The following is a 23,203-nucleotide window of genomic DNA, read 5'->3' on the forward strand; positions in this document are numbered from 1 at the left end:
GGGCGCCGTTCCCGCTCTTCCGGGAACCCACTCGAGTGGGTACGGTCGAAGCGGAGCGCGGCGCGCCGCGGCGAATGGGGGAATCATCGTCATGCCCAAGGAATTCTCGGGGAAGATCGAACACGACATCCGGGACTCCGTGCCCGACTGGTCGCCGTATGAGCTGCCGAAGGCGCCCGATGGCGCACCCAACGTGCTCATCATCCTGTACGACGACACCGGCATGGCGTCGTGGTCGCCCTACGGCGGTCGCATCGACATGCCGACGCTCGACCGCCTCGCGGCGAACGGCCTGACCTACACGCAGTGGCACACCACGTCCATCTGCTCGTCGACGCGATCGACGTTCCTCACCGGCCGCAACCACCACGCCAACGGCATGGGCGTCATCATGGAGGGCACCAACGGCTTCCCGGGCTACTCGGGGCGCATCCCCGCCGAGTGCGCGACGATCGGCCAGGTGCTGCAGGACAACGGCTACTCGACGTTCTGGGTCGGCAAGAACCACAACGTGCCCGAAGAAGACATCTCCTCGGGCGGTAGCAAGTCGCAGTGGCCGCTCGCGATGGGCTTCGACCGCTTCTACGGCTTCCTCGGCGGCGAGACCAACCAGTGGTACCCCGACCTCGTGGAGGACAACCGGTTCATCGAGGCGCCGTACACGCCCGACGAGGGTTATCACCTCTCGAAGGATCTCGCCGACCAGGCGATCCGGATGATCCGCGACCAGAACGCCTCGAACCCCTCGAAGCCCTGGTTCACCTGGTTCTGCCCCGGCGCGAACCATGCGCCGCACCAGGCTCCCGACGAGTACATCGCCAAGTACAAGGGCCTCTTCGACGACGGCTACGACGCCTACCGCACCTGGGTGCTCGGGCGCATGATCGAGCGCGGCATCCTGCCCGCCGGAACCGTCCTCACCGAGTTCGACCCGATGCCCGAAGACCAGGCGAACCCCGCCGATCACGTCAAGCCGTGGGACTCGCTCTCCGACGACGAGAAGCGCCTCTTCAGCCGCATGGCCGAGGTGTTCGCCGGATTCAGCGAGTACACCGACGTGCAGATCGGCCGGCTGATCGACTACCTCGAAGAGTCGGGGCAGCTCGACAACACGCTCATCTTCTACTGCGCCGACAACGGCGCATCCGGCGAGGGCAGCCCCGACGGGTCGGTCAACGAGAACAAGTTCTTCAACGGCTTCCCCGACGACCTGCAGGAGAACCTCGACAAGATCGACGCGCTGGGCTCGAACGCGACGTACAACCACTACCCCACCGGGTGGGCGGCGGCGTTCTCGACGCCGTTCAAGATGTTCAAGCGCTACTCCCAGTTCTCGGGCGGCACGTGCGACCCGATGATCATCCACTGGCCCGCGGGCATCACGGCCAAGGGCGAGATCCGCCACCAGTACCACCACTCGGTCGACGTGGTCTCGACGATCCTCGACGTCATCGGCATCGAGTTCCCCGACGTGTACCGCGGCGTGAAGCAGCGGCCGCTCCCGGGTGTCTCGATGAAGTCCTCCTTCGACTCGGCGCCCGACGCGCCCACCGAGAAGCACGTGCAGTACTACTCGATGCTCGGCACGCGCGGCATCTGGAAGGACGGCTGGAAGGCCTCGACCCTGCACGCGCCGCTGACCGGACACGGCCGGTTCGATGAGGACACGTGGGAGCTCTACCACGTCGACGTCGACCGATCGGAGTCGAAGAACCTCGCCGCCGAGCATCCCGAGAAGCTGCAGGAGCTCATCGAGGCGTTCGAAGTGGAGGCGAAGGAGAACTTCGTCTACCCGCTCGACGATCGTCCCGCGCGCGAGCAGTTGACCATCGAACGCCCCCAGGCGGAGCCCCCGCGCACCCGGTACGTGTACTACCCCGGGACGACCTCGGTCCCGGAATCGGTGGCGGTGAACGTGCGCGGCCGCTCGTACAAGATCATCGCCGACGTGGTGATCGACGACGACGCGCAGGGCATCCTGTTCGCGCACGGCTCGCGCTTCGGCGGGCACGCGCTGTTCATCAAGGACGGCAACCTCAACTACGTGTACAACTTCCTCGGCATCCCGCCGGAGCAGACGTTCACGTCGGGGAAGCTCGCTCCCGGGCCGCACGCGCTGGGCATGGAGTTCATCCGCGAGCGCGCGGGCGACCACGGCGAGTCGATCGGCACGTGCAAGCTCTACGTCGACGACCAGGTCGTCGCCGAGGGGCCGATGCGCACGCAGATCGGCAAGTTCACGCTGTGCGGCGACGGGCTCTGCGTCGGATTCGACAGCGCCGACGCGGTGAGCAGCCAGTACACGAACCCGTTCCCGTTCTCGGGCGGCAAGCTGCTGGGCGTGGGCATCGACATCAGCGAGGAGCAGTACCTCGACCTCGAGCTCGAGGCGCTCGCGGCGCTCGCGCGCGAGTAGCGCTCGCGCGCGAGGGCACGCCCCGCACTCGGAGGCCTCGGCCGGTCCCCCATGGCCGGCCGGGGCCTTCGTCATCTGCCCGACACGACCCACTCCGTGGCATCCGCGTAGGCACGGCGCTGCGAGTCGCCGATCCACTCGGTGCCGCGGTACACCGACTCCTCGCCGATCACCTCGATCAGTCCGCCCGCCGCCATCTCGGCGACGACGCGTTCGTTCGTCACGATCACCCGCAGGGCCGACTCGTGCTCGGCGAGCGCTCGCGCGTACCGTTCGAGCACGCCGACCAGTGCCAGGCCCAACTGGTCGATTCCCCGCAGGCGGAGGATGACGACCGACGACCGGGTCGTCGCCTCGATGCGCGGCAGCTGCGCCTCGAACACGGGCGCGCTGGCGAAGAACAGGCTGCCGTAGGGCTGCAGCATGATGACCTGGTTCGCCCCGATGACCGGCACCGGCTCCTGCTCGCGACGCCGGCCGTCGGACTCGATCACGATCTGCCGCACGGCGAGCCGGTTCGACTGCTTCGCGACGAACAGGATGATGCCGAGCCCCACGCCGATCAGCACGGCGAACTGCAGCGGCACGATCAGCGTGAGCACGAAGGTGACCGCCATGATCGTGGTCGGCACCACGCCGGTCTTCAGCACCGACTGCACGCGGGCCGGGTTGATCGATCCGACGCCGACGACGATCAGCAGTGCGGCGAGCGACGGCATGGCGACGTACGCGACGACACCGGATGCCACGAGCACGACGAAGGCCATCACCGCCGAGGCGATGAACAGCGAGAGCCTGGTCTTCGCGCCCGCCGCCGTGATCAGCGCCGACGCAGACATCGACCCGCCGACCGGCATTCCCTGGAACACCCCGGCCGCGATGTTGCCCGCACCCTGCCCGACGAAATCGCGCGAGGCATCCGACTGGCGGCCGTCGGGATTCGGGATGCCCGCGGAGACCGCCGCGCCCTGCACGAGGCCGACGAACGCGAGCGAGAGCGCGGGCACCAGGAGCACGAGCACGTCCTCGACGTTCGGCAGTACGGGCGCGGGAAGGCCGGCCGGCACGTCGGCGATGTCGGCGACGACCGCGACCTCCCAGCCGATCCAGGCGTCGAACGCGAATGCGAGCAGCGAGCCGGCGACCACGGCGATCACGAGACCGAACGAGCCCAGCCGGGTGCGCGTGAGCCAGACGATGAGTCCGAGGGTGACCGCGCCGACGAGGGTCGTCGGCCAGTCGAACTTCCAGAAGTGCACGAGCAGGTCGAACGCCCGGATCACCCGGTTGCCGCCCTCGCCCTCAGCGCCCGTGAAGTTCGACAGCTGGCCGAGCACGATGTTCACGCCGACCGCGGTGACGAATCCCGTCATCACGGCCGTGGGTACGAACCGCAGCAACCGACCGCCCTTCAGCACGCCCGCGACGACCATGATCACGCCGGTGAGCACCGCGAGCGTGAAGAGCGCTCGGTCGGGGTCGGGCCGGGAGGCGAGGTCGGTGTCGGCGACCACGAGCGACATCGCACCGGTCGCCTGCACCGCCATGAAGGTGCTGCTCGTGAAGCACGCCGCGCCAAGCATGCCGAAGAGGTAGGCGTACAGGCCGGCGAGCGGGTTCACGCCGGCGAGCACGCCGGCCGCGAGCCCGTCGGGCACGGACTCGACGCCGAGGACCGTGCCGGCGACCGCATCGCGCCCGATGGTCTTGCGGCTGAACACCGGGCGCACGCGCGCGGTCGCGCGACCGACGGCGCCCGTCGCGGCGCCGCGCAGGCGCTGCAGCGGCGAGATGCGCGATGCACCGGATGTCACGGCCGGCTCCGCCGGCTCCCGAGTGGACTCCGGATCGGTCACACCGCTCCCCCTTCCGACGCGAGCCCGCCCGCTCCGCGTCGTTCTCGACTCTGACGCACGGGACCGTGACGGGCAAGGGCGGATGCGATCGCGTGTCGTCACGCGCCCGGGTCGTCGGGCGACGGCATACTCGATCCAGCCGGCGTCGGATCCGCCGGGCTCCGGCGGATCCTGCCGGAGGCATCCGTGGGGGATCGTGAACACCGTCGCCGACATGCGCTCATCGGTCTTCTTCGAGGGACCGACGCTCACCGAGCGCTCGAGCCGCTTCTGGATCCTGCTCGGCCTCGCGAGCGTGATCGCCGCCGCGGGGGTGGTCGGCGACTCCACGGCGACCGTCATCGGCGCGATGATCGTCGCGCCGCTGATGACGCCGATCCTCGGCGTCGTGCTCGCCACGGTGCTCGGCGACCGTGCCAACCTGCTGCGGTGCTGGACGCTCGTCATCGGTGGCGCGGCCGCCGCGATCGCGATCGGATACCTCGTCGGTCTGCTCGTCGCTCCCCCCGTGGTCGCCGCGACGAACGACCAGGTCGCCTCGCGCGTGACGCCGAGCCTCATCGACCTGCTCGCGGCCCTCGCCACGGGCCTCGTCGGTGCGATCGCGCTCATCCGCAAGGACATCTCCGACACGCTGCCCGGCGTCGCGATCGCGATCTCGCTCGTGCCGCCGCTCACCGTCGTCGGGCTCGCCATGGAGTCGGGCGCGTTCACCGAGGCGCTCGGCGCGTTGCTGCTGTTCGTCGCGAACGTGGCCGCGATCCTCGCGACCGGGGTCATCGTGCTGCTCGGCTACCGCATCGGCGCCGTCGCCGCGCTCGATCCCGGCGACGGAACCCGTGCCGGCTGGGGACGCGGTGGTCGCGCGATCGCCTCGGTCGTCATCACACTGGCGGTGATCGGCGTTCCGCTGGCCGTGTCATCGGTCCGGTTCACCGACCAGTCGCTCCTCGAGAGCTCGGTGCGCACCGCGGTGGAGCCCTGGGTCGGCGAGGTGGGCTGGGAGCTGGCCGGCATCGAGGCGGACGGCTCCCACGCGACGGTGACCGTCACCGGCACGCCGCCCCTGCCCGACACGGGCCCTCTGGAAGACGCGCTGCGCGCGCAGGGCGTCGAGCCCGCAGACGTCACGCTCGAGCTGATCCCCGCCTACCGGGTGCCGTTGGGCGGGGACGCGGGATAGTCGCCGGATCAGCGCCAGGGACCGATCCGGCTGGCGCCGATGATCATCGCGAGCCCGGTGCCGAGCGCGGCGACGAGCGGCACCGCGACGACGGCCAGCGCGATCGTGTTGGGCCGGAACCGCAGCCCGTCGGGCCCGCCGATGTATGCGCCGATGGGCACCGAGTAGCCGCCTCCGCCGCCACCGCTGCCCTCGCCCGTGCCGGTCACGGCCTTGCCGGTGTCGGGCATCTCGCCCGCCCCCTCGCCGCCGCCGAAGGCGAAGCCGACGAGCGCGACGGGCACCAGCTCCTTGCCGTCGACCGTGGTCTTCTCGCCGTACGCCACCTTCGCGCCCCAGGAGGGCACGGATTCCGCCAGGTTCTCGATCAGCTTCCCCATGCGCTCGACCGTACGCGCGTTCGGCCCGCGCGGCCAGAGGGATTCCCCTGAGCGGCGCGCGACCGGGTACCTCGCGGCGGCGAGCCCGCCACCGGTCGACGCCGGCGAAGGCCGAGGTCTAGCATCGAGATCGATGGCGAATCAGGCCGCGGCTTCGGCACCACTGATGTCCCACAGGCAGATCCTCTTCGTGATCTTCGGCCTGATGGCCGGCATGTTCCTGTCGGCCCTCGACCAGACCGTCGTCGGTACGGCCATCCGGACGATCGGCGACGACCTCCAGGGGCTGAGCCAGCAGGCATGGGTGACGACCGCCTACCTGATCGTCTCGACGATCTCGACCCCGATCTACGGCAAGCTCTCCGACATCTGGGGCCGCAGGCCCCTGTTCATCGCGGCGATCGTCATCTTCATCCTCGGCTCGCTCCTCGCGACGTTCTCGACGTCGATGCTCGAGCTGGCGGCGTTCCGGGCGATCCAGGGGCTGGGTGCCGGCGGCCTGATGTCGATGCCGCTCGCGATCATGGGCGACATGCTCGCGCCGCGGGAACGCGCCAAGTACCAGGGGTACTTCCTCGCGGTGTTCGGCATCTCGAGCCTCATCGGCCCCCTCGTCGGCGGCCTGTTCGCCGGTGCCGACGAGATCCTCTGGATCGCCGGCTGGCGTTGGGTGTTCCTCATCAACGTGCCGATCGGCATCGTCGCATTGGCCGTCGTCATGCGGTTCCTCCACCTTCCCAAGTCGGAGCACGACCGGGTGCGCATCGACTGGTGGGGCGCCACGACCGTGATCGTCGGGCTCGTGCCGCTCCTGCTCGTCGCCGAGCTCGGCCGCGACTGGGGCTGGGGCAGCCCGCTCGCGCTGGCCTGCTATGTCGTCGGAGGGCTCGGCCTGGTCGCCTTCGTCGTGGTCGAGGCTCGCATGGGCGACGACGCGCTCATCCCGTTGAAGCTGTTCCGTTCGCAGACGTTCTCGATGGCGACCGTCATCGGCGTCTTCGTCGGGTTCGGCATGTTCGGCGCGATGATGACCATCCCCCTGTTCCTCCAGCTCGTGTTCGGCGCGACGCCGACCGAGAGCGGCCTGCAGATGCTGCCGATGATCCTCGGCATGATGGTCGCCTCCATCGGCAGTGGGCAGATCATCGCGCGCACCGGGCGCTACCGCATCTTCCCGATCCTCGGCACCCTGTTCCTGTCGGGCGGGTTCCTGACGCTCACGTTCCTCAGGTACGACTCGTCGTACTGGTTCATGGCCGGCGCGATGCTGCTCATCGGGCTGGGGCTGGGGCAGCTCATGCAGACGCTGACGATCGCCAGCCAGAATTCCGTCGGGCTGCGGGACATGGGCGTCGCGACCAGTGCCTCGACGTTCTTCCGCCAGATCGGCGGCACGCTCGGCACCGCGGTGCTGCTCTCGCTCCTGTTCACGGTCATGCCGCAGAACATCACCGGCTCGCTGTCCGACGAGGCGACGTTGAGCGATGCACTGGATGCCGCACTCGATCCGGCCGTCGCGACCGCGCCCGAGAACGAGCAGATCATGGCGACGATCTACTCCCCGATCGTCGAGCCGATCACGGCGAACCTGCCGCCACAGGTCGACCTTTCCGACGACGCCCAGCGCGCCCAGGTCGTCGACGAGGCCCTGCCGCAGATCGAGCAGGCGTTCGACGGTTCGGGCTCGGCCGAGTCATCCGTCGGCGGCGACGCGCTCGACGACACGTCGTTCCTCAACGGCGCCGACCCTCGTCTCTCGAAGCCGTTCCTCGTGGGCTTCACCGAGTCGGCCGTCGCGGTCTACCGGGTCGCCCTCGTCGTCGTGCTCATCGCATTCGTGCTCGCGCTGTTCTTCCGCACGCCGCCCCTGCGCGCCAAGTCGGCGCTCCAGGAGGCCGCCGACGAACGGGCGGCGGCTGCGGCGACGGAGTCGGAGGACTCGGCGCATGGGGCCGGCGAACGCACCGACACCGGGGTCATCGCCACTCGCGCCGCCGACGAGGTGGGTGCCATCGTGCAGCCCGGAGGCGACACCTCGTCGCACCGGCGAGCTGCCGACGATTGAGGCTCCGACCACGAAGAAGCGCGCATCGCGATCCCCCCATTCGGAATCTCGATGCGCGCTTCGACCCGTGGCCGGCAGGGCGCCCGAGTCGGGCGCCCCGCCGGTGATCGTGGTCCGCGGGTCAGGCCGTGCGGCGGCTGCCGCGCGTGAGGAGGCCGTAGATCAGCAGCACGACGATCGAACCGCCGATCGCGAGCAGCCAGGTGCCGAGGTCCCAGAACTCCTCGAGGCCCGTGCCGAAGAGGAGGCTGCCCAGCCATCCGCCGAGCAGGGCGCCCACCACGCCGAGCAGCAGCGTGACGAGCCATCCGCCGCCCTGCTTGCCGGGCAGGATCAGCTTGGCGATGGCGCCGGCGATGAGGCCGAGGATGAGGAATGCGAGGAAACCCATGTCGTGCATGCTCCTTCGTTCGTGACCGGCGGTTGCCGCGCCGTGGGTGGTGGCGCTCCCGTCCGATCGGGGGTGCATCCACCGAACCACGGCGGGGCGTGCAGGCCCGGGCCCTTGCGCCGACCCGCCCGGACGCGTTACGCGCGCGACGCGGGCGCCGCACGCGTGAACCGGATCACCGGCATCAGCCGGCCGGCCCGCGCCTGGTAGGCCTCGAAGGCCGGGGCGACGTTCACGAAGCGCTGGAACGCGATCGCCCGTTCGATGCCGTCGAGCTCGGATGCGTGGACCGGAACGATCTCGATGCGGTCGTCGACCACGGCCTCGATCGTGGTGTCGGGCGCCGCGCGGAGATTGCCCACCCACGCCGGATCCCGCGGCGCGCCCATCGCCGAACCGACCACCATCCAGGCGTCCCCCTCGCGCAGCGACATCGCCGGGTTGATCCGTGCGAGCCCGGTCTTGACGCCGCGATGGTGGATGAGCACCAGGTTCGTGCCCCACGCGCCGACCTGCCCGCGGTTCGCGCGGAATTCCGCGATCACCCGCCGGTTGAACTCGGTCATCAGGCGGCCGCTTCGGCGAGCGCGGCCGGGTCCGCGTCCGCGCCCGATTCGGCGAGCGCGCCGAGCCGCGGGTAGTCGGTGTAGCCGCGGTGGTCGCCGCCGTAGGCCTTCGACAGGTCGGGCAGCGCGAGGTCGGCGTGAACCGCGAGGCGCTCGACGAGGTCGGGGTTCGAGATGAAGAGCCGTGCGAATGAGACGAGGTCCGCGGACCCGTCGGAGACGAGTTCGACGCGCGCGCGATGGTCGAGCGGGTCTGGGGCGGCGGCGTTCAGGATCAGCGCGCCGCTCCAGGCGTCGCGGATCGTCGGCGTGAGTGCCGGGTCGCCCGCCTCGACGAGGTGCAGATACGCGAGACCGATCGGGTCGAGGGCCGCGACCAGGAGCGGGTACACCGTCGCGTAGTCGGGCTCGGCGGTGTCGCCGAGCCCGTTGTTCGGCGAGAGGCGCACGCCCGTGCGGTCGGCGCCGATCGCACGGGCGACGGCCCGCACGACCTCGACGGCGAATCGGATCCGGTTCTCGGGGCCACCGCCCCACTCGTCGGTGCGGAGGTTCGCGTTCGTCGCGAGGAACTGGTGCAGCAGGTAGCCGTTCGCGCCGTGCACCTCGACCCCGTCGAATCCTGCGGCGATGGCGTTGCGGGCCGCGGCGGCGAAGTCGGCGATGGTCGACCGGATGTCTCCTTCGCTCAGCTCGTCGGGCACGACGTTGTCCTGCAGGCCGGTGGGCGTGAAGACGCCCCCGGCCGCCTTGACCGCGGAGGGGCCCACTGGGGTAAGCGCGCCGTGGCCCGAGGCATCCGTCGTGCTGGGGTGACCGATGCGGCCGGTGTGCATGAGCTGGGCCACGATGGTGCCGCCCGCCGCGTGCACCGCGCCGGTGACCGGCCGCCACGACCGGACCTGCTCCTCCGAGTGCAGGCCGGGCGTCGCCGGGTAACCCTGCCCGATCGCACTCGGCTGGATGCCCTCGGTGATGATCAGCCCGGCCCCGGCGCGCTGCGCGTAGTACGTCGCCATGTCCGCGCTGGCGAGCGTGCCGTAGGCACGGCTGCGGGTCATCGGTGCCATCACGATGCGGTTGCGCAGCTCGAGGCTGCCGATGCGGGTCGGGTCGAACGCATTCGCCCCGGTTCGGGTCGACGTCTGCTGGCTCATGGTCGCTGCTCCTGTCCGGCGGGCTCGGTCACCCGCCATGGTTGTTCGAACAACCAATTGCAGCGAAGGTATTCCTTGTTCGAACACCTTTCTTCGGGCGCGGTCAGTCGCCGGCCGGGCGCTCCATCTCGCAGAGGTTCGCCTCGAGTTCGGCGAGCGCGGCCAGGATCTCGGCCTGCCGCTCGGCGGGCAGCGTGCCGACGGTCCGCCGCTCAAGCTCGTCCCACGCGTGCTCGACGCTCGCCCGCAGCGCGCGGCTGGCCTCCGTCGCCTCCACGATGGTCACGCGCCGGTCGGTCTCCGACGGGCGACGTCGCACCAAGCCGGTCTTCTCGAGCCGGGCGATGCTGCGGGTCATCGTCGGGGCATCCGAATCGAGGCTGTGCACGAGGTCGACCATGCGCTGCGGGCCCCGCTGCCACAGCGTCATGAGCACCAGTTCCTGGCCCGGGCGTAGGCCCGCCTCGCGGAGCAATCTCGCCGCCAGCGCCTTGTGCAGGCGGGCGGTGCGGAACACCGCCTGGCTGAGCGGGCCGGCGTGCAGGGACAGGGGCTCGACCATCTCCCCGACCCTAGGTTCGCGGAAGGCGCGAGGCAAGGCGGCGGACCGGCGATCGGTCGCGGCGAGACGACGAAGGCCCCGACATCGCGGGGCCTTCTGCTCGTGGTGCGCAAGGGGGGAGTTGAACCCCCACACCCGAAGGTACACGGACCTGAACCGTGCGCGTCTGCCTATTCCGCCACTTGCGCATACCGATTCGCACCATTCAGGTGCGCATCAGCCAACCGAGACTAACATCTCATCGCGGCAATAGCCATTCGGGTCACCGTCGTCCCCGCCACCCCCGCCTCGCACCCCGCGAGGAACGGCCTCGCGTCCTGCGAGGCATCCGGAATAGCATCGAGGCCTGGGTTCAGGCGCCCGGCCGACGCGATGAAAGGACCGCCCCCGTGACCCACTCCCCCACCGCACCGCCGAGCACGCCGGCGACCGTCGACCTCGGCGGCATCCGCGGCTGGCTGTTCGACCTCGACGGCGTGCTCACGCCCACGGCGACGGTGCACATGCACGCCTGGTCGCGCCTGTTCACCCCGTTCCTCGAGGCGCACGGCGCCGAGCCGTACACCGACGCCGACTACTTCTCCTACATCGACGGCAAGCCGCGCTACGACGGCGTGCGGTCGCTGCTCGAGAGCCGGGGCATCCACCTGCCCGAGGGCGACGTGACCGACACGCCCGACCTCGACACCGTGCACGGGCTCGGCAACCGCAAGAATCGCGCGTTCAACGAGACGCTCGCCGAAGAGGGCGTCGAGGCGTATCCGGCGTCCCTCGCGTTCCTCGACGCGGTGCAGCGGGCCGGATGCCTCGTCGCCGTGGTCTCGAGTTCGAAGAACGCGCCGGCCGTGCTCGAGGCCGCCGGCATCGCCGACCGGTTCGAGGTCGTCGTCGACGGCCAGGTCGCGGCCCGCGAGGGCCTGCCGGGCAAACCGTTCCCCGACACGTACATCCGCGGCGCCGACCTGCTGCGCCTGCCGACCACGGCCTGCGCGGTCGTCGAGGACGCCGAGTCCGGCGTGCGCTCGGGCGCGGCCGGCGACTTCGGCCTCGTCGTGGGCGTCGACCGCGGCGTGGGCCGCGATGTGCTCGCCCGCCTCGGCGCCGACGTCGTGGTCGACGAGCTCGACGAGCTGATCCCGGCCGTCGAGCGGGCGGCCGCCACCGAACCCACGAACCCCCGAGAGGACACCGAATGAGGTTCGCCGACACCGATCCGCTGAACCGCACGCGGTTCCCGATCGACGAGTGGTCGCTCGTCGAGACGGAGTTCGGCACCGACGACCAGGGCCGCACCGAGACGCTCTTCGCCGTCGGCAACGGCTACCTCGGCCTGCGCGGCAACGTCGAGGAGGGCCGCGACGGCCACATGCACGGCACGTTCGTGAACGGCTTCCACGAGACGTGGCCGATCCGCCACGCCGAGGAGGCGTTCGGGTTCGCGCGCGTCGGGCAGACGATCGTCAACGCGCCCGACACGAAGGTGATCCGCCTCTACATCGACGACGAACCGCTCGTGATGACCGAGGCCGAGATCCTGGCCTACGAGCGTCGCCTCGACTTCCGCACGGGCGCGCTCAGCCGGTCGGTCGAGTGGCGCACGCCGTCGGGCAAGCGCGTGCTCATCACGAGCCGCCGGCTGACGAGCTTCACCGACCGGCACCTCGGGCTCATCGACTACGAGGTCGAGCTGCTCGACGCGGATGCCGCGATCACGATCTCCAGCCAGATCCTCAACCGTCAGGACGGCCGCGACGAGTACCGCTCGGGCGTCGCCGAGGATCCGGGCGGCTTCGACCCGCGCAAGGCCGAGATGTTCATCGACCGAGTGCTGCAGCCGCGCGTCAAGCGCCACGGCGACGGCCGCTACGTGCTCGGCTACCAGACGACGAACTCGGGCATGGCGATCGCGGTGGGCGCGCAGCACTGGATCGAGACCGAGAGCTCGTACTCCGAGTCGGGCTCGATCGGCGACGACCTCGCGAAGCACATCTACAAGATCGCGGGCAAGCGCGGCGAGCCGGTGCGCATCACGAAGGCGGTCAGCTACCACACGGCCCGCAAGGTGCCGGCGCGCGAGCTCGTCGACCGGTGCGACCGCACCCTCGACCGCGCCGCCGAGCTCGGCGTGGCGCGGATCTTCCAGGACCAGCGCGAATGGCTCGACGACTTCTGGACCCGTTCCGACGTCGAGGTCGCGGGGCAGCCGTTGCTGCAGCAGGCGATCCGGTGGAACCTGTTCCAGCTCGCGCAGGCGACCGCGCGCACCGACGGCGGCGGCGTCGCCGCGAAGGGCGTCTCGGGTTCGGGCTACGGCGGTCACTACTTCTGGGACTCCGAGATCTACGTGATGCCGTTCCTCACCTATACGGCGCCGATCGTGGCGCGCAATGTGCTGCGGTTCCGGCAGAAGATGCTCGACGCCGCGCGCGCCCGCGCGGCCGAGCTGAACCAGCTGGGCGCGCTGTTCCCGTGGCGCACGATCAACGGCCAGGAGTCGAGCGCGTACTACGCGGCCGGCACGGCGCAGTACCACATCGACGCCGACATCTCGTATGCGCTGATGCAGTACATCGCCGCGACGGGCGACGAGGACTTCCTCGCCCGCGGCGCGATCGACATCCTCGTCGAGACGGCGCGGATGTGGGAGGACCTCGGCTTCTGGCGCACCAACGCCGACGACGTGTTCCACATCCACGGCGTGACCGGCCCCGACGAGTACACGACCGTCGTGAACGACAACCTGTACACGAACGTCATGGCGCGCGCGAACCTCGAGGCGGCCGCGAAGGCGGTCGACGACCTCCAGGTGCACCAGCCGATCGAATACCGCAAGCTCGTCGAGCGGCTCTCCGTCACGCCGGCCGAGGTCGCCGGATGGCGTCGCGCGGGCGCGCACATGCACATCCCGTTCGACCCGCAGCTCGGGGTGCACCCGCAGGACTCGGCGTTCCTCGAGAAGGAACTGTGGGACCTCGAGCACACGCCCGACGACCGCCGGCCGCTGCTGCTGCACTACCACCCGCTCGTGATCTACCGCTTCCAGGTGCTGAAGCAGGCCGACGTCGTGCTCGCCCTGTTCCTCCAGGGGCACCGGTTCACGACCGAGCAGAAGCTCGCCGACTTCGAGTACTACGACCCGCTGACCACGGGCGACTCGACGCTGTCGGCGGTCGTGCAGTCGATCATCGCCGCGGAGGTGGGCTACCACGAGCTCGCGCTGCGCTACTTCCGCGCGGCGCTGTTCGTCGACCTCGCCGACCTGCATCACAACGCGGCAGACGGCGTGCACGTGGCATCCACCGGTGGTGTGTGGGGCGCGCTGGCCTTCGGCTTCGGCGGTTTCCGCGATCACGGCGGCAAGTTCACGTTCGATCCCCGCCTGCCCGACGGCTGGGATTCGCTGGTCTACCGGGTCACGCTCCACGGCACGCGCGTGCGCGTGACGCTCGAACACGATGCGATCGCGTTCGAGATCGAGCAGGGCGAGGCGACGGATGTCTCGGTGCGCGGCACCGCCGTGCACGTGGCACCGGGCGAGGCGGTGCGAGTGCCGCTCGACGACCAGGGGCCGCGCATGGTCGGATCCCCGACGATGCGCGACATGGCCGGCTCCCGCCGGGCCGACGGCACGCTGCTCACGGCGTCGATCCCGACCCTGTCGCTCGACGTCGACGAAGAGGATTCCCCCATCCCGGTGGACTGAGCGACTGCGTTCACAGACCTTCGCGCTATCCTGTCGCGAAGTCACGGATACCGGATCGGGAGACCTGTGGGCCTACTGGACAACTTCGAGAAAGGTCTCGAGCGCGCCGTCAACGGCGCGTTCGCGAAGACCTTCCGCTCGGGGCTGCAGCCCGTGGAGATCACGGCGGCGCTCAAGCGCGAGATCGACACGAAGGCGGCGGTCGTCTCACGCGACCGCGTACTCGTGCCCAACAGCTTCACGGTGCGCATGGCGCCCGAAGACCATGAGCGGATGACCCGCCTCGGCCCCGCCCTCGTCGACGAGCTCGTCGACCTGGTGCAGAAGCATGCGGCGAGCCAGCACTTCCAGTTCGCGGGCGGCGTGTCGATCGCGCTGGCCTCCGACGAGGGCCTCACGGTCGGCATGGTGCAGGTCGACTCGACGAACGTGAAGGGCCGCGTCGCGTGGACCCCCGTGCTCGACGTCGACGGCAAGCGGTACCCGATCCTCAAGGGCCGCACGGTGATCGGCCGCGGCAGCGAGGCCGACGTGACGCTCGACGACACGGGCGCCAGCCGGCGCCACGCCGAAGTGCAGTGGGACGGCTCGCGGGCCCGCGTGCGCGACCTCGGCTCGACGAACGGCACCCAGCTCAACGGGGCCCCCGTGAAAGAGGCCGTGCTCGAACCCGACTCGGTGATCACGATCGGCCGTTCGCGCATCGTCTTCCGGGTGCTCGCCCAGGCCGGCGCGTCCGACACGCGCCCCGCGACGCAGCGGTCCGACCTCGGCGGGTTCTGGGGGCCGGCCTCGTGAGCGAACTGACCCTCCTCGTCCTCCAACTCGGTTTCCTCCTCCTGCTCTGGGTGTTCGTCTTCGCGATCGTGTACGCCCTGCGCAGCGACCTGTTCGGCCAGCGCGTGCGCAAGCTGCCCGAGACCGCTGCCGCGTCGGCCTCGGCCGCGCCCGTGGCATCCGCCTTCCCGTCGTCGCCGGTCTCGCAGGCGCCGACCGAGGCCGTGAACCGGCCGGCGGCCGCATCCGGTTCCGACGGCGGCGTCGCCACGACCGAGTCGGCGAGCCGACTCGTGATCACCTCGGGCCAGAAGGCCGGCTCCGAGTTCCCGCTCGGCCGCGACGAGATCACGATCGGGCGCTCGAGCGACTCGGCGATCATCATCCGCGACGACTACACGTCGACGCACCACGCGCGACTCATGCTGTGGAACGGGCGCTGGATGATCCAGGACCTCGATTCCACGAACGGCACGTTCCTCGACGGTTCCCGGGTGACCGTGCCGACGCCAGTGCCGCTGGGAGCCACCGTCAAGGTCGGGGCGACGACGTTCGAGCTGCGGCGGTAGCCCATGGCTTCTGTCAAGGCGAGCGCTGCGGTCTCGCACGTCGGCCGGATCCGCTCGAACAACCAGGACTCCGGGTATGCGGGCCACCAGTTGTTCTTCGTCGCCGACGGCATGGGCGGCCACGCGGGCGGCGACGTCGCGAGCGCGATCGCGACGCACCGCATCGCCGACGCCGACGTCGATCACCCGACTCCGGCCGAGGCCGCCGCCGAACTCGAGTCGGCACTGCTCGCCGCCAACCGGCGCATCACCGAGACCGTCGCCGACCACTCCGAGTTGACGGGCATGGGCACGACGGTCAGCGCGCTCATCATCGAAGACAGCCGCGCCGTCATCGCGCACATCGGCGACTCGCGCATCTACCTGCTCCGTTCGGGCGAGCTCAGCCAGATCTCGACCGACCACACGTTCGTGCAGCGCCTCGTCGACGCCGGCCGCATCACCGCCGAGGAGGCGATGGTGCACCCGCGGCGCTCCGTGCTCATGCGCGTGCTCGGCGACGTCGAGTCCTCGCCCGAGATCGACACGATGGTGCTCGACACCCGCCCCGGCGACCGGTGGCTGCTCTGCTCCGACGGCCTCTCCGGCGTCGTCTCGTTCGACGAGATCCAGCAGATCCTCTCCTCCGATGCCGGCGCCCGGCAGGTGGCCGACCGACTGGTGAAGGCGTCGCTCGACGGCGGTGCGCCCGACAACGTGACGGTCGTCATCGTCGACATCGGCGACCCGCCCGCCCCAGAGACGCCGCCCCTCATCGTCGGGTCGGCGGCCGCGCCGCTGGCCTTCGGCCAGCCCACCGAGCCGGCCCGCGCCCGCGGCATCTTCCTCACGCCGTTCCGCCCGCACCCGGTCCAGGAGACGCACTTCGAGCCCGACTCCGAGGAGTTCTTCGACGAGCTCATCGAGGAGGACGCGCGCCGCCGCCGCCGGCGCCGCTTCGTGTGGGGCTTCTGGATCGTGCTGCTCGTCGTGGCGATCGTCGCGGCCTTCGTGCTCGGCTACCAGTGGACGCAGACCCGCTTCTACGTGGGCGAGTCGAACGGCCGGGTCGCGGTGTTCCAGGGCATCCAGCAAGACCTGGGGCCGATCTCGCTGCACGAGCTGCACACCGAGACCCCGCTCGACGTCTCGGAGCTGCGTGCCTACGACCAGCAGCGCGTCGAGCAGACCATCACCGCGGGCAGCCTCGCCGAGGCGCTCCTGATCGTGCAGCGACTGGAGGCCTCCCTTGAGTGACCGTCGCACGCAGACGCCGCCGCAGGGCACGGCCGCGACGCCGCCGAGCGGCGTCCGTCGCATCCGGATGCCGCAGAAGCTGCGCAACCTCGAACTGTGGCTGCTCGCCTTCGCGTGCCTCATCAACGCGGCCTCGATCGTGCTCGTGCAGCTCGGCGCGCTCGGCACCATCGACACGCAGCTCGTGCTCCTCGGCGCCGGGCTCTCGGCGCTGGTGTTCGGCCTGCACATCGCGATGCGGTTCGTGGCGCGCGACGCCGACCCGTTCCTGCTGCCGATCGCGACGGTGCTGAACGGCCTCGGCATCGCCATGATCTACCGCATCGACATCGCCGAGGGCGACGCCGGGTGGGAGTCCGCCGCGGTGCGGCAGATCGCGTGGAGCGCCATCGCGATCCTCTGCGCCATCGCGACGATCGTCCTGATCCGCAACCACCGCGTGCTCTTCCGGTACACGTACCTCGCCGGCCTGCTCGCGATCGTGCTCCTGATCCTGCCGCTCCTCCCGGGCATCGGCCGCGAGGTCTACGGAGCCCGCGTATGGATCGGCATCGGCGACATCGCGACCTTCCAACCCGGTGAGATCGCGAAGATCGCCCTCGCGGTCTTCTTCGCCGGCTACCTCGTGCGCAACCGCGACTCGCTGTCGATGGTCGGCACCAAGTTCCTCGGCATGCGGTTCCCCCGGGCCCGCGACCTCGGCCCGCTGCTGGTCGTCTGGGCGCTGTCGATGGCGGTCATCGTGTTCCAGCGCGACCTCGGCACGGCCCTGCTGTACTTCGGGCTGTTCCTCGTGATGCTGTACGTCGCGACGAGCCGGCTCTCGTGGGTCGTGCTCGGGCTCAGCCTCTTCATCGGCGGCGCCCTCATCGCCGCGCAGACGCTCGACTACGTGCGTAACCGCTTCGCGAACTGGCTCGACCCGTTCAGCGACGAGCGGTTCAACGCCGACCCAGGCGGCAGCTACCAGCTCGTGCAGGGCCTCTTCGGCCTGGGTAACGGCGGGCTCATCGGCACCGGTCTCGGCCAGGGGCGGCCCGACCTCACGCCCGTGCCGCAGAGCGACTACATCATCGCGAGCCTCGGCGAAGAGCTCGGGCTCGCGGGCGTGTTCGCCATCCTGGCCCTGTACCTCCTCTTCGTGGCGCGCGGATTCCGCATCGGCTTCGCCGGCCAGGACGACTTCGGCAAGCTCCTCGGCGTCGGCCTCTCGTTCACCGTCGCCCTGCAGGTGTTCATCGTCGTGGGCGGCGTCATGCGGGTCATCCCGCTCACCGGCCTCACGACGCCGTTCCTCGCGGCCGGCGGTTCGTCGCTCGTCGCGAACTGGATCATCGTCGGGTTGCTGCTCCGACTCTCCGACACGATCCGCAACCATCCGAGGCTGGTGATCGACGGATGAATCGCGAGCTCAAGCGCATCACGATCCTCGTGCTCGTGATGTTCCTCACCCTCTTCGCCGCCTCGTCGGTGATCCAGGTCGCGCAGGCCGGCACCCTCGCCGAGGATCCGCGCAATTCCCGCACGCTCTACGAGAGCTATTCGGTCGAACGCGGCCCGATCCTCGTCGACGGCGAGCCGATCGCGTTCTCGCAGCCCTCCGACGACGACTACCGCTTCCAGCGGGTGTACGCCAACGGGCCGCTGTACGCGCCCGTGACCGGGTTCATCCCCGTCAACGGCGAAGCCACCGGGCTCGAGCAGTCGCTGAACTCGTACCTCTCGGGCCAGTCCTCGAGCCAGTTCTTCGACCAGCTCAACCGGCTCATCTCCGGGCAGGATCCGATGGGCGCATCGGTCGAGGTCGCCATCGACCCGATCGCCCAGCAGGCCGCGTGGGACGCGCTCGGCGATAACACCGGCGCCGTCATCGTGACCGAGCCGACGACCGGGCGCATCCTCGCGATGGTGACGAAGCCGACCTACGACCCGAACCAGCTCGCCGTGCACGACGGCGATGCGGTCCAGGCGACGTACCAGTCGCTCGTCGAGGACCCGATGGACCCCCTGTTCAACCGCGCCACCGGTGGCGACATGAACCCCCCGGGTTCCGTGTTCAAGCTCGTCGTGACCGCCGCCGCGCTCGAGTCGGGCCGGTACACGCCCGACAGCACCTTCCCGAACCCCGGCACGTACACGCTCCCGGGCAGCAGCTCGATCGTGCGCAACTCGGGTGGCGGCACCTGCGGCGGCGGCGCCACGGTCACCCTCGCCGACGCCCTCCGCCTCTCCTGCAACATCCCGTTCGCGGAGCTCGGCGTCGAGCTCGGCGACACCGCGATCCGGGAGCAGGCGCAGAAGTTCGGGTTCAACAGCGAGTTCGAGATCCCGACGGCGACCGAGCCGAGCGTCTACCCGCGCGGACTCGACGACGCGCAGACCGCGCTGAGTGCGTTCGGCCAGGGTTCGGTGCGCGCGACCCCGCTCCAGATGGCGATGGTGTCGTCGGCGATCGCCAACGGCGGCATCGTGCTGAACCCGACGCTCGTCGACGCCATCACGGCGCCCGACTTCCGCCCGATCCAGGAGTTCGAGCCCTCGGAATTCGGCCGCGCGATCAGCGAGGCGACCGCCGCGACGATGGTCGAGATGATGGTGAACGGCGTCGAGAACGGTGCCGCGAGTAATGCAAGAATAGACGGCGTCAGCGTGGCCGGTAAGACAGGTACCGCGGAGAACGGCGAGGACGATCCGTACACTCTCTGGTTCACAGGTTTTGCCCCCGCCGACGACCCCCAGTACGCGATCACGGTGCTGGTGGAAGATGGCGGGGGACTTGGTCAGGAGGGGTACGGCAACTTGATCGCCGCGCCCATCGCACAACAGGTACTAGAGGCGGTGCTGAACAAATGAGACCGAGTGCTGGGCTCACCTTCGGTGGACGGTACGAGCTGCAATCCCGCATCGCCATCGGCGGTATGGGCGAGGTGTGGCAGGCCACCGACCTCGTCATCGGGCGGCAGGTCGCCATCAAGATCCTGAAGGACGAGTACCTGGGCGACCCCGGGTTCCTCGAGCGGTTCCGTGCCGAGGCCCGCCACGCCGCACTCGTCAACCACGAGGGCATCGCGAACGTCTTCGACTACGGCGAGGAAGACGGCAGCGCCTACCTCGTGATGGAACTCGTACCCGGCGAGGCGCTCTCGACCATCCTCGAGCGCGAGCACGTGCTGTCGACCGACAAGGTCCTCGACATCGTCGCCCAGACCGCGGCGGCGCTCCAGGCCGCGCATGCGGCCGGCCTCGTGCACCGCGACATCAAGCCGGGCAACCTGCTGATCACGCCCGACGGCCGCGTCAAGATCACCGACTTCGGCATCGCGCGCATCGCCGACCAGGTGCCGCTGACCGCGACCGGCCAGGTCATGGGCACGGTGCAGTACCTCTCGCCCGAGCAGGCGTCGGGCCACCCGGCGTCGCCGACGACCGACATCTACTCGCTCGGCATCGTCGCGTACGAGTGCCTCGCGGGCCGTCGCCCGTTCACGGGCGAGTCGCAGGTCGCGATCGCGATGGCGCAGATCAACGAGACGCCGCCCGACCTGCCGGTCACGGTCTCCGAGCCGGTGCGCAACCTCGTCTACGCGTGCATCGCGAAGAACCCTGCCGATCGCCCGCAGTCGGCCGCGCACCTCGCGCGTGCCGCGCAGGCGCTGCGCCGGGGCGACGTGCACGCGGCCGCCGCGGCGGTTCCCGCCGTGCTCGGCGCCGCAGGCGCCACCGCGGCGACGATGCTCATGCCGCAGCAGGGCCAGACGGCCGCGACGACGGTGCTCGCGACGGGCACCGCCACCGAAGTCGACGAAGAGGGCGAGCCCGAAGAGAAGAAGCGCAGCCCGTGGACGTGGCCGCTCATCATCCTCATCGCGATCCTCGCGATCGTGCTCATCGGCACGATCATCGCGCTGCTGAGCAACCAGGGGCGCGACACGCCGTCCAGCACGACGACGAAGCCGCCGAGCACCAGCACGAGTGCCCCGTCGACGACGGCACCGCCGCCCACGACCGAAGCGCCCGAGACGATCCAGATCGACCGTGCCGCGTACCTCGGCATGAACGTCGACGACGCCGCGGCGGCGATCGAGGCGCTCGGCCTGCCGACCACCCGTGAAGAGGGCGGGCGTGCGACCGACCCTGCACAAACGAACACGGTCACCGATGTGAACCCATCTGGCCCGGTGCAGCCCGGCACGACGATCACGCTCACGTTCCTCGGTGCTCCCGAGGAACCGGCAACGCCGTCCGGTGGCCCGACTATCAACGGCGCAACGGATACCGAGCTCGAGCCGGGCCAGAAGGTCACGCTCTCGTGGCCGCAGCAGTCGTGCCCGTCAGGGCAGCAGTTGAGCGGGTACACCCTCACGATCACGAGCGGTGGAACCTTCGACAGCTTCAATGGCAGCACTCAGGCAAACATCTCCCCGGGCCAGGCCAACACACCTGTGACAGTCACCGGCCCCGAGGGTACTCAACTGAGCGTGAGCTTCGTTTACTACTGCGGCCAGGTCAGTTCCTCCGCTTCGCCGACCTCGAACTTCCCGATCGTCGCCCCGTAGTCGGGAGCGAACGACTCCGGATACAGAAGGAACCACACGACAGGAGCAGATGCACCGTGAACGATGAAGGACGTGTCCTCGCGGGTCGGTACCGCGTCGGCGCACTCATCGGGCGCGGCGGCATGTCCGACGTCCACGTCGGCACCGACACCCGCCTCGGCCGCCAGGTCGCGATCAAGCTGCTGAAGCCGCAGCTCGCGACCGACCCCGCCTTCCGCATGCGCTTCCGTCAAGAGGCGCAGTCGGCCGCGCGCATGGCGCATCCGACCATCGTGCGGGTGTTCGACGCGGGCGAAGAGACCGTGGTCGATGCATCCGGTCACGAGGTGCAACTGCCCTTCATCGTGATGGAGTTCGTCGAGGGTCGCCTGCTGAAGGACGTCATCCACGACGGGCCCCTCGAGGCGCAGGCCGCCGTGCGGGTCATCGAGGGCGTGCTCACGGCGCTCGAGTACTCGCACCGCGCCGGAGTCGTGCATCGCGACATCAAGCCCGGCAACATCATGATCACGACCTCCGGGCAGGTCAAGGTCATGGACTTCGGCATCGCGCGGGCGGTCTCCGACTCGGCCACGACGGTCGCGCAGACGACCGCGATCCTCGGCACCGCCGCGTACTTCTCGCCCGAGCAGGCCAAGGGCGAGACCGTCGACGCGCGCACCGACCTCTACTCGACCGGCGTGGTGCTGTTCGAGATGCTCACGGGGCGGCCGCCGTTCCGCGGCGACACGCCCGTCGCCGTCGCCTACCAGCACGTGAGCGAGAAGCCCGTCAAGCCGAGCACGGTCAACCCGCGGGTCTCCCCCGCCCTCGACGTGGTCGTCATGAAGGCGCTCGAGAAGGATCGCACGCGCCGGTACCAGACGGCTGCCGAGTTCCGCGACGACGTCGAGATGGCCGCGGCCGGCAAGGTGCCCGTGCGCCAGCCGGCCGAGGGCGCCGCAGCCCTGTTCGGCGCGACGCCGACCGGCTCGCTCTCGACCTCCGAGCTCGCCCTGCGCCAGCTCGCCGAAGACGACACGATGGTGCGCACGCAGCGCCGCCCACCGGCGATCTGGATCTGGTCGGGCATCCTCGCGGTCGTCGTGATCGTCGTGGCCGTCATGTACTGGGCGTTCAACCTGCAACCGACCGACGACCTGCCCTCGAACGTGCGCGAGGTGCCGAGTGTCGCGGGCCTGACCTACGAGGAAGCCGTCTCGGTACTGCAGGAGCAGACCCTGCCCGCCACGCCGGTCGAGCAGACCCACGACACCGTGCCGGCCGGCCAGGTCATCGGCACCGACCCGCCCGCGGGCGAGAAGGTGCCGACCGCGACGCCGATCACGGTCTTCGTCTCGACGGGCCAAGTGCCCGTCACCGTCCCGGCCGTCACGAACATGACGGTCGACCAGGCCAAGCAGGCGCTCACCGACGCCGGCCTGGTTCCGGGCACCGAGACCCGCGAGAGTTCGGCCAGCGTGCCGGGCGACACCGTGCTCGCGACCGCGCCCGAGGCCGGGGCATCCGTGCAGCGGGGTTCGTCGGTGAACCTGACGATCTCGAACGGAACCGTGACGCTGCCCGACCTGACCGGCTACACGCTGGCGGCGGCATCCGAATCGCTGCGCGCCGACGACCTGCAGCTCAATCCGGTCCCGCAACCCGATCCCGCCTGCAAGGCGCAGCCCGGCTCGCCGATCACTCGGCAGTCGCCCGCGCCCGGCGACGTGCCGCAGCGCTCCGACATCCAGCTGACCTACTGCGCGGGCTGATCGGAACGCCGTCGGTCGAGTAGCGCGCGACG

The 23,203-nt window shown here is 70.0% G+C and carries 18 protein-coding genes and 1 tRNA gene; 12 read left to right on the forward strand and 7 right to left on the reverse strand.

What is annotated here, in order from left to right; genetic code table 11:
- Positions 1–91 precede the first annotated feature (91 nt).
- The gene (locus GE115_RS03395) at positions 92–2,416 is read left to right on the forward strand and encodes an arylsulfatase (RefSeq protein ID WP_153683419.1); all 2,325 of its coding nucleotides are present in this window, start codon (positions 92–94) and stop codon (positions 2,414–2,416) included.
- A 71-nt stretch (positions 2,417–2,487) separates the two neighbouring features.
- Here GE115_RS03395 and GE115_RS03400 read toward each other — a convergent pair whose 3' ends face one another.
- The gene (locus GE115_RS03400) at positions 2,488–4,230 is read right to left on the reverse strand and encodes a SulP family inorganic anion transporter (protein ID WP_312854861.1); all 1,743 of its coding nucleotides are present in this window, start codon (positions 4,228–4,230) and stop codon (positions 2,488–2,490) included.
- A 256-nt stretch (positions 4,231–4,486) separates the two neighbouring features.
- Here GE115_RS03400 and GE115_RS03405 point away from each other — a divergent pair, with 256 nt between their 5' ends.
- Positions 4,487–5,455, forward strand: a complete 969-nt coding sequence (locus GE115_RS03405; protein WP_153683421.1) for a DUF389 domain-containing protein — start codon at positions 4,487–4,489, stop codon at positions 5,453–5,455.
- Between the two features lie 8 nt (positions 5,456–5,463).
- On the opposite strand, the gene GE115_RS03410 is transcribed toward GE115_RS03405, so the two are convergent.
- Positions 5,464–5,835: a hypothetical protein gene (locus GE115_RS03410; RefSeq protein ID WP_153683422.1), complete on the reverse strand. Its 372-nt coding sequence runs from the start codon at positions 5,833–5,835 to the stop codon at positions 5,464–5,466.
- Between the two features lie 166 nt (positions 5,836–6,001).
- Between GE115_RS03410 and GE115_RS03415 the strand changes: the two genes are divergently transcribed.
- Positions 6,002–7,900 (forward strand): MDR family MFS transporter, encoded by a 1,899-nt coding sequence (locus GE115_RS03415; RefSeq protein ID WP_153683423.1) that lies wholly within the window; start codon positions 6,002–6,004, stop codon positions 7,898–7,900.
- A gap of 121 nt (positions 7,901–8,021) precedes the next feature.
- Here the strand turns inward: GE115_RS03415 and GE115_RS03420 are convergent, their stop codons facing one another.
- From GE115_RS03420 to GE115_RS03440, 5 genes are all read right to left on the reverse strand, one after another.
- Complete coding sequence (locus tag GE115_RS03420) at positions 8,022–8,291, reverse strand: GlsB/YeaQ/YmgE family stress response membrane protein (RefSeq protein WP_153683424.1); 270 nt, start codon at positions 8,289–8,291, stop codon at positions 8,022–8,024.
- A gap of 137 nt (positions 8,292–8,428) precedes the next feature.
- Positions 8,429–8,857 carry a nitroreductase/quinone reductase family protein gene (locus tag GE115_RS03425; protein WP_153683425.1) on the reverse strand — a complete coding sequence of 143 codons (429 nt, stop codon included), beginning with the start codon at positions 8,855–8,857 and terminating at the stop codon, positions 8,429–8,431.
- Positions 8,857–10,014, reverse strand: a complete 1,158-nt coding sequence (locus tag GE115_RS03430) for an alkene reductase (protein ID WP_153683426.1) — start codon at positions 10,012–10,014, stop codon at positions 8,857–8,859. The genes GE115_RS03425 and GE115_RS03430 overlap by 1 nt, the downstream gene beginning before the upstream one ends.
- A 103-nt stretch (positions 10,015–10,117) precedes the next feature.
- A complete protein-coding gene (locus GE115_RS03435; RefSeq protein WP_153683427.1) occupies positions 10,118–10,576 on the reverse strand; it encodes a MarR family winged helix-turn-helix transcriptional regulator in 459 nt (152 codons plus the stop codon).
- Positions 10,577–10,679: 103 nt separating this feature from the next.
- Positions 10,680–10,764, reverse strand: a tRNA-Leu gene (locus GE115_RS03440).
- A 201-nt stretch (positions 10,765–10,965) separates the two neighbouring features.
- Here GE115_RS03440 and GE115_RS03445 point away from each other — a divergent pair.
- The 9 genes from GE115_RS03445 (at position 10,966) to pknB (ending at position 23,171) form a co-directional block, all read left to right on the forward strand.
- Positions 10,966–11,772: an HAD family hydrolase gene (locus GE115_RS03445; RefSeq protein WP_376765688.1), complete on the forward strand. Its 807-nt coding sequence runs from the start codon at positions 10,966–10,968 to the stop codon at positions 11,770–11,772.
- Positions 11,769–14,279 carry a glycoside hydrolase family 65 protein gene (locus tag GE115_RS03450; RefSeq protein ID WP_153683428.1) on the forward strand — a complete coding sequence of 837 codons (2,511 nt, stop codon included), beginning with the start codon at positions 11,769–11,771 and terminating at the stop codon, positions 14,277–14,279. The genes GE115_RS03445 and GE115_RS03450 overlap by 4 nt, the downstream gene beginning before the upstream one ends.
- A gap of 66 nt (positions 14,280–14,345) precedes the next feature.
- Entirely contained in the window at positions 14,346–15,077 is a 732-nt protein-coding gene (locus tag GE115_RS03455; protein ID WP_312854862.1) for an FHA domain-containing protein, read from the forward strand.
- Entirely contained in the window at positions 15,074–15,625 is a 552-nt protein-coding gene (locus tag GE115_RS03460) for an FHA domain-containing protein FhaB/FipA (protein WP_312854863.1), read from the forward strand. Before GE115_RS03455 ends, GE115_RS03460 begins: the two co-directional genes overlap by 4 nt.
- A gap of 3 nt (positions 15,626–15,628) precedes the next feature.
- Entirely contained in the window at positions 15,629–16,861 is a 1,233-nt protein-coding gene (locus GE115_RS03465) for a Stp1/IreP family PP2C-type Ser/Thr phosphatase (RefSeq protein ID WP_153683430.1), read from the forward strand.
- A gap of 67 nt (positions 16,862–16,928) precedes the next feature.
- Positions 16,929–18,263 (forward strand): FtsW/RodA/SpoVE family cell cycle protein, encoded by a 1,335-nt coding sequence (locus GE115_RS03470; RefSeq protein ID WP_153683877.1) that lies wholly within the window; start codon positions 16,929–16,931, stop codon positions 18,261–18,263.
- Positions 18,260–19,714 (forward strand): peptidoglycan D,D-transpeptidase FtsI family protein, encoded by a 1,455-nt coding sequence (locus GE115_RS03475; RefSeq protein WP_153683431.1) that lies wholly within the window; start codon positions 18,260–18,262, stop codon positions 19,712–19,714. The genes GE115_RS03470 and GE115_RS03475 overlap by 4 nt, the downstream gene beginning before the upstream one ends.
- Complete coding sequence (locus tag GE115_RS03480; RefSeq protein ID WP_153683432.1) at positions 19,711–21,417, forward strand: serine/threonine protein kinase; 1,707 nt, start codon at positions 19,711–19,713, stop codon at positions 21,415–21,417. The genes GE115_RS03475 and GE115_RS03480 overlap by 4 nt, the downstream gene beginning before the upstream one ends.
- 56 nt (positions 21,418–21,473) lie before the next feature.
- Entirely contained in the window at positions 21,474–23,171 is a 1,698-nt protein-coding gene (gene pknB, locus GE115_RS03485) for a Stk1 family PASTA domain-containing Ser/Thr kinase (protein ID WP_312854864.1), read from the forward strand.
- Positions 23,172–23,203 lie beyond the last annotated feature (32 nt).

It is taken from the genome of Agromyces agglutinans, assembly GCF_009647605.1.
GTDB classification, from domain to species: domain Bacteria; phylum Actinomycetota; class Actinomycetes; order Actinomycetales; family Microbacteriaceae; genus Agromyces; species Agromyces agglutinans.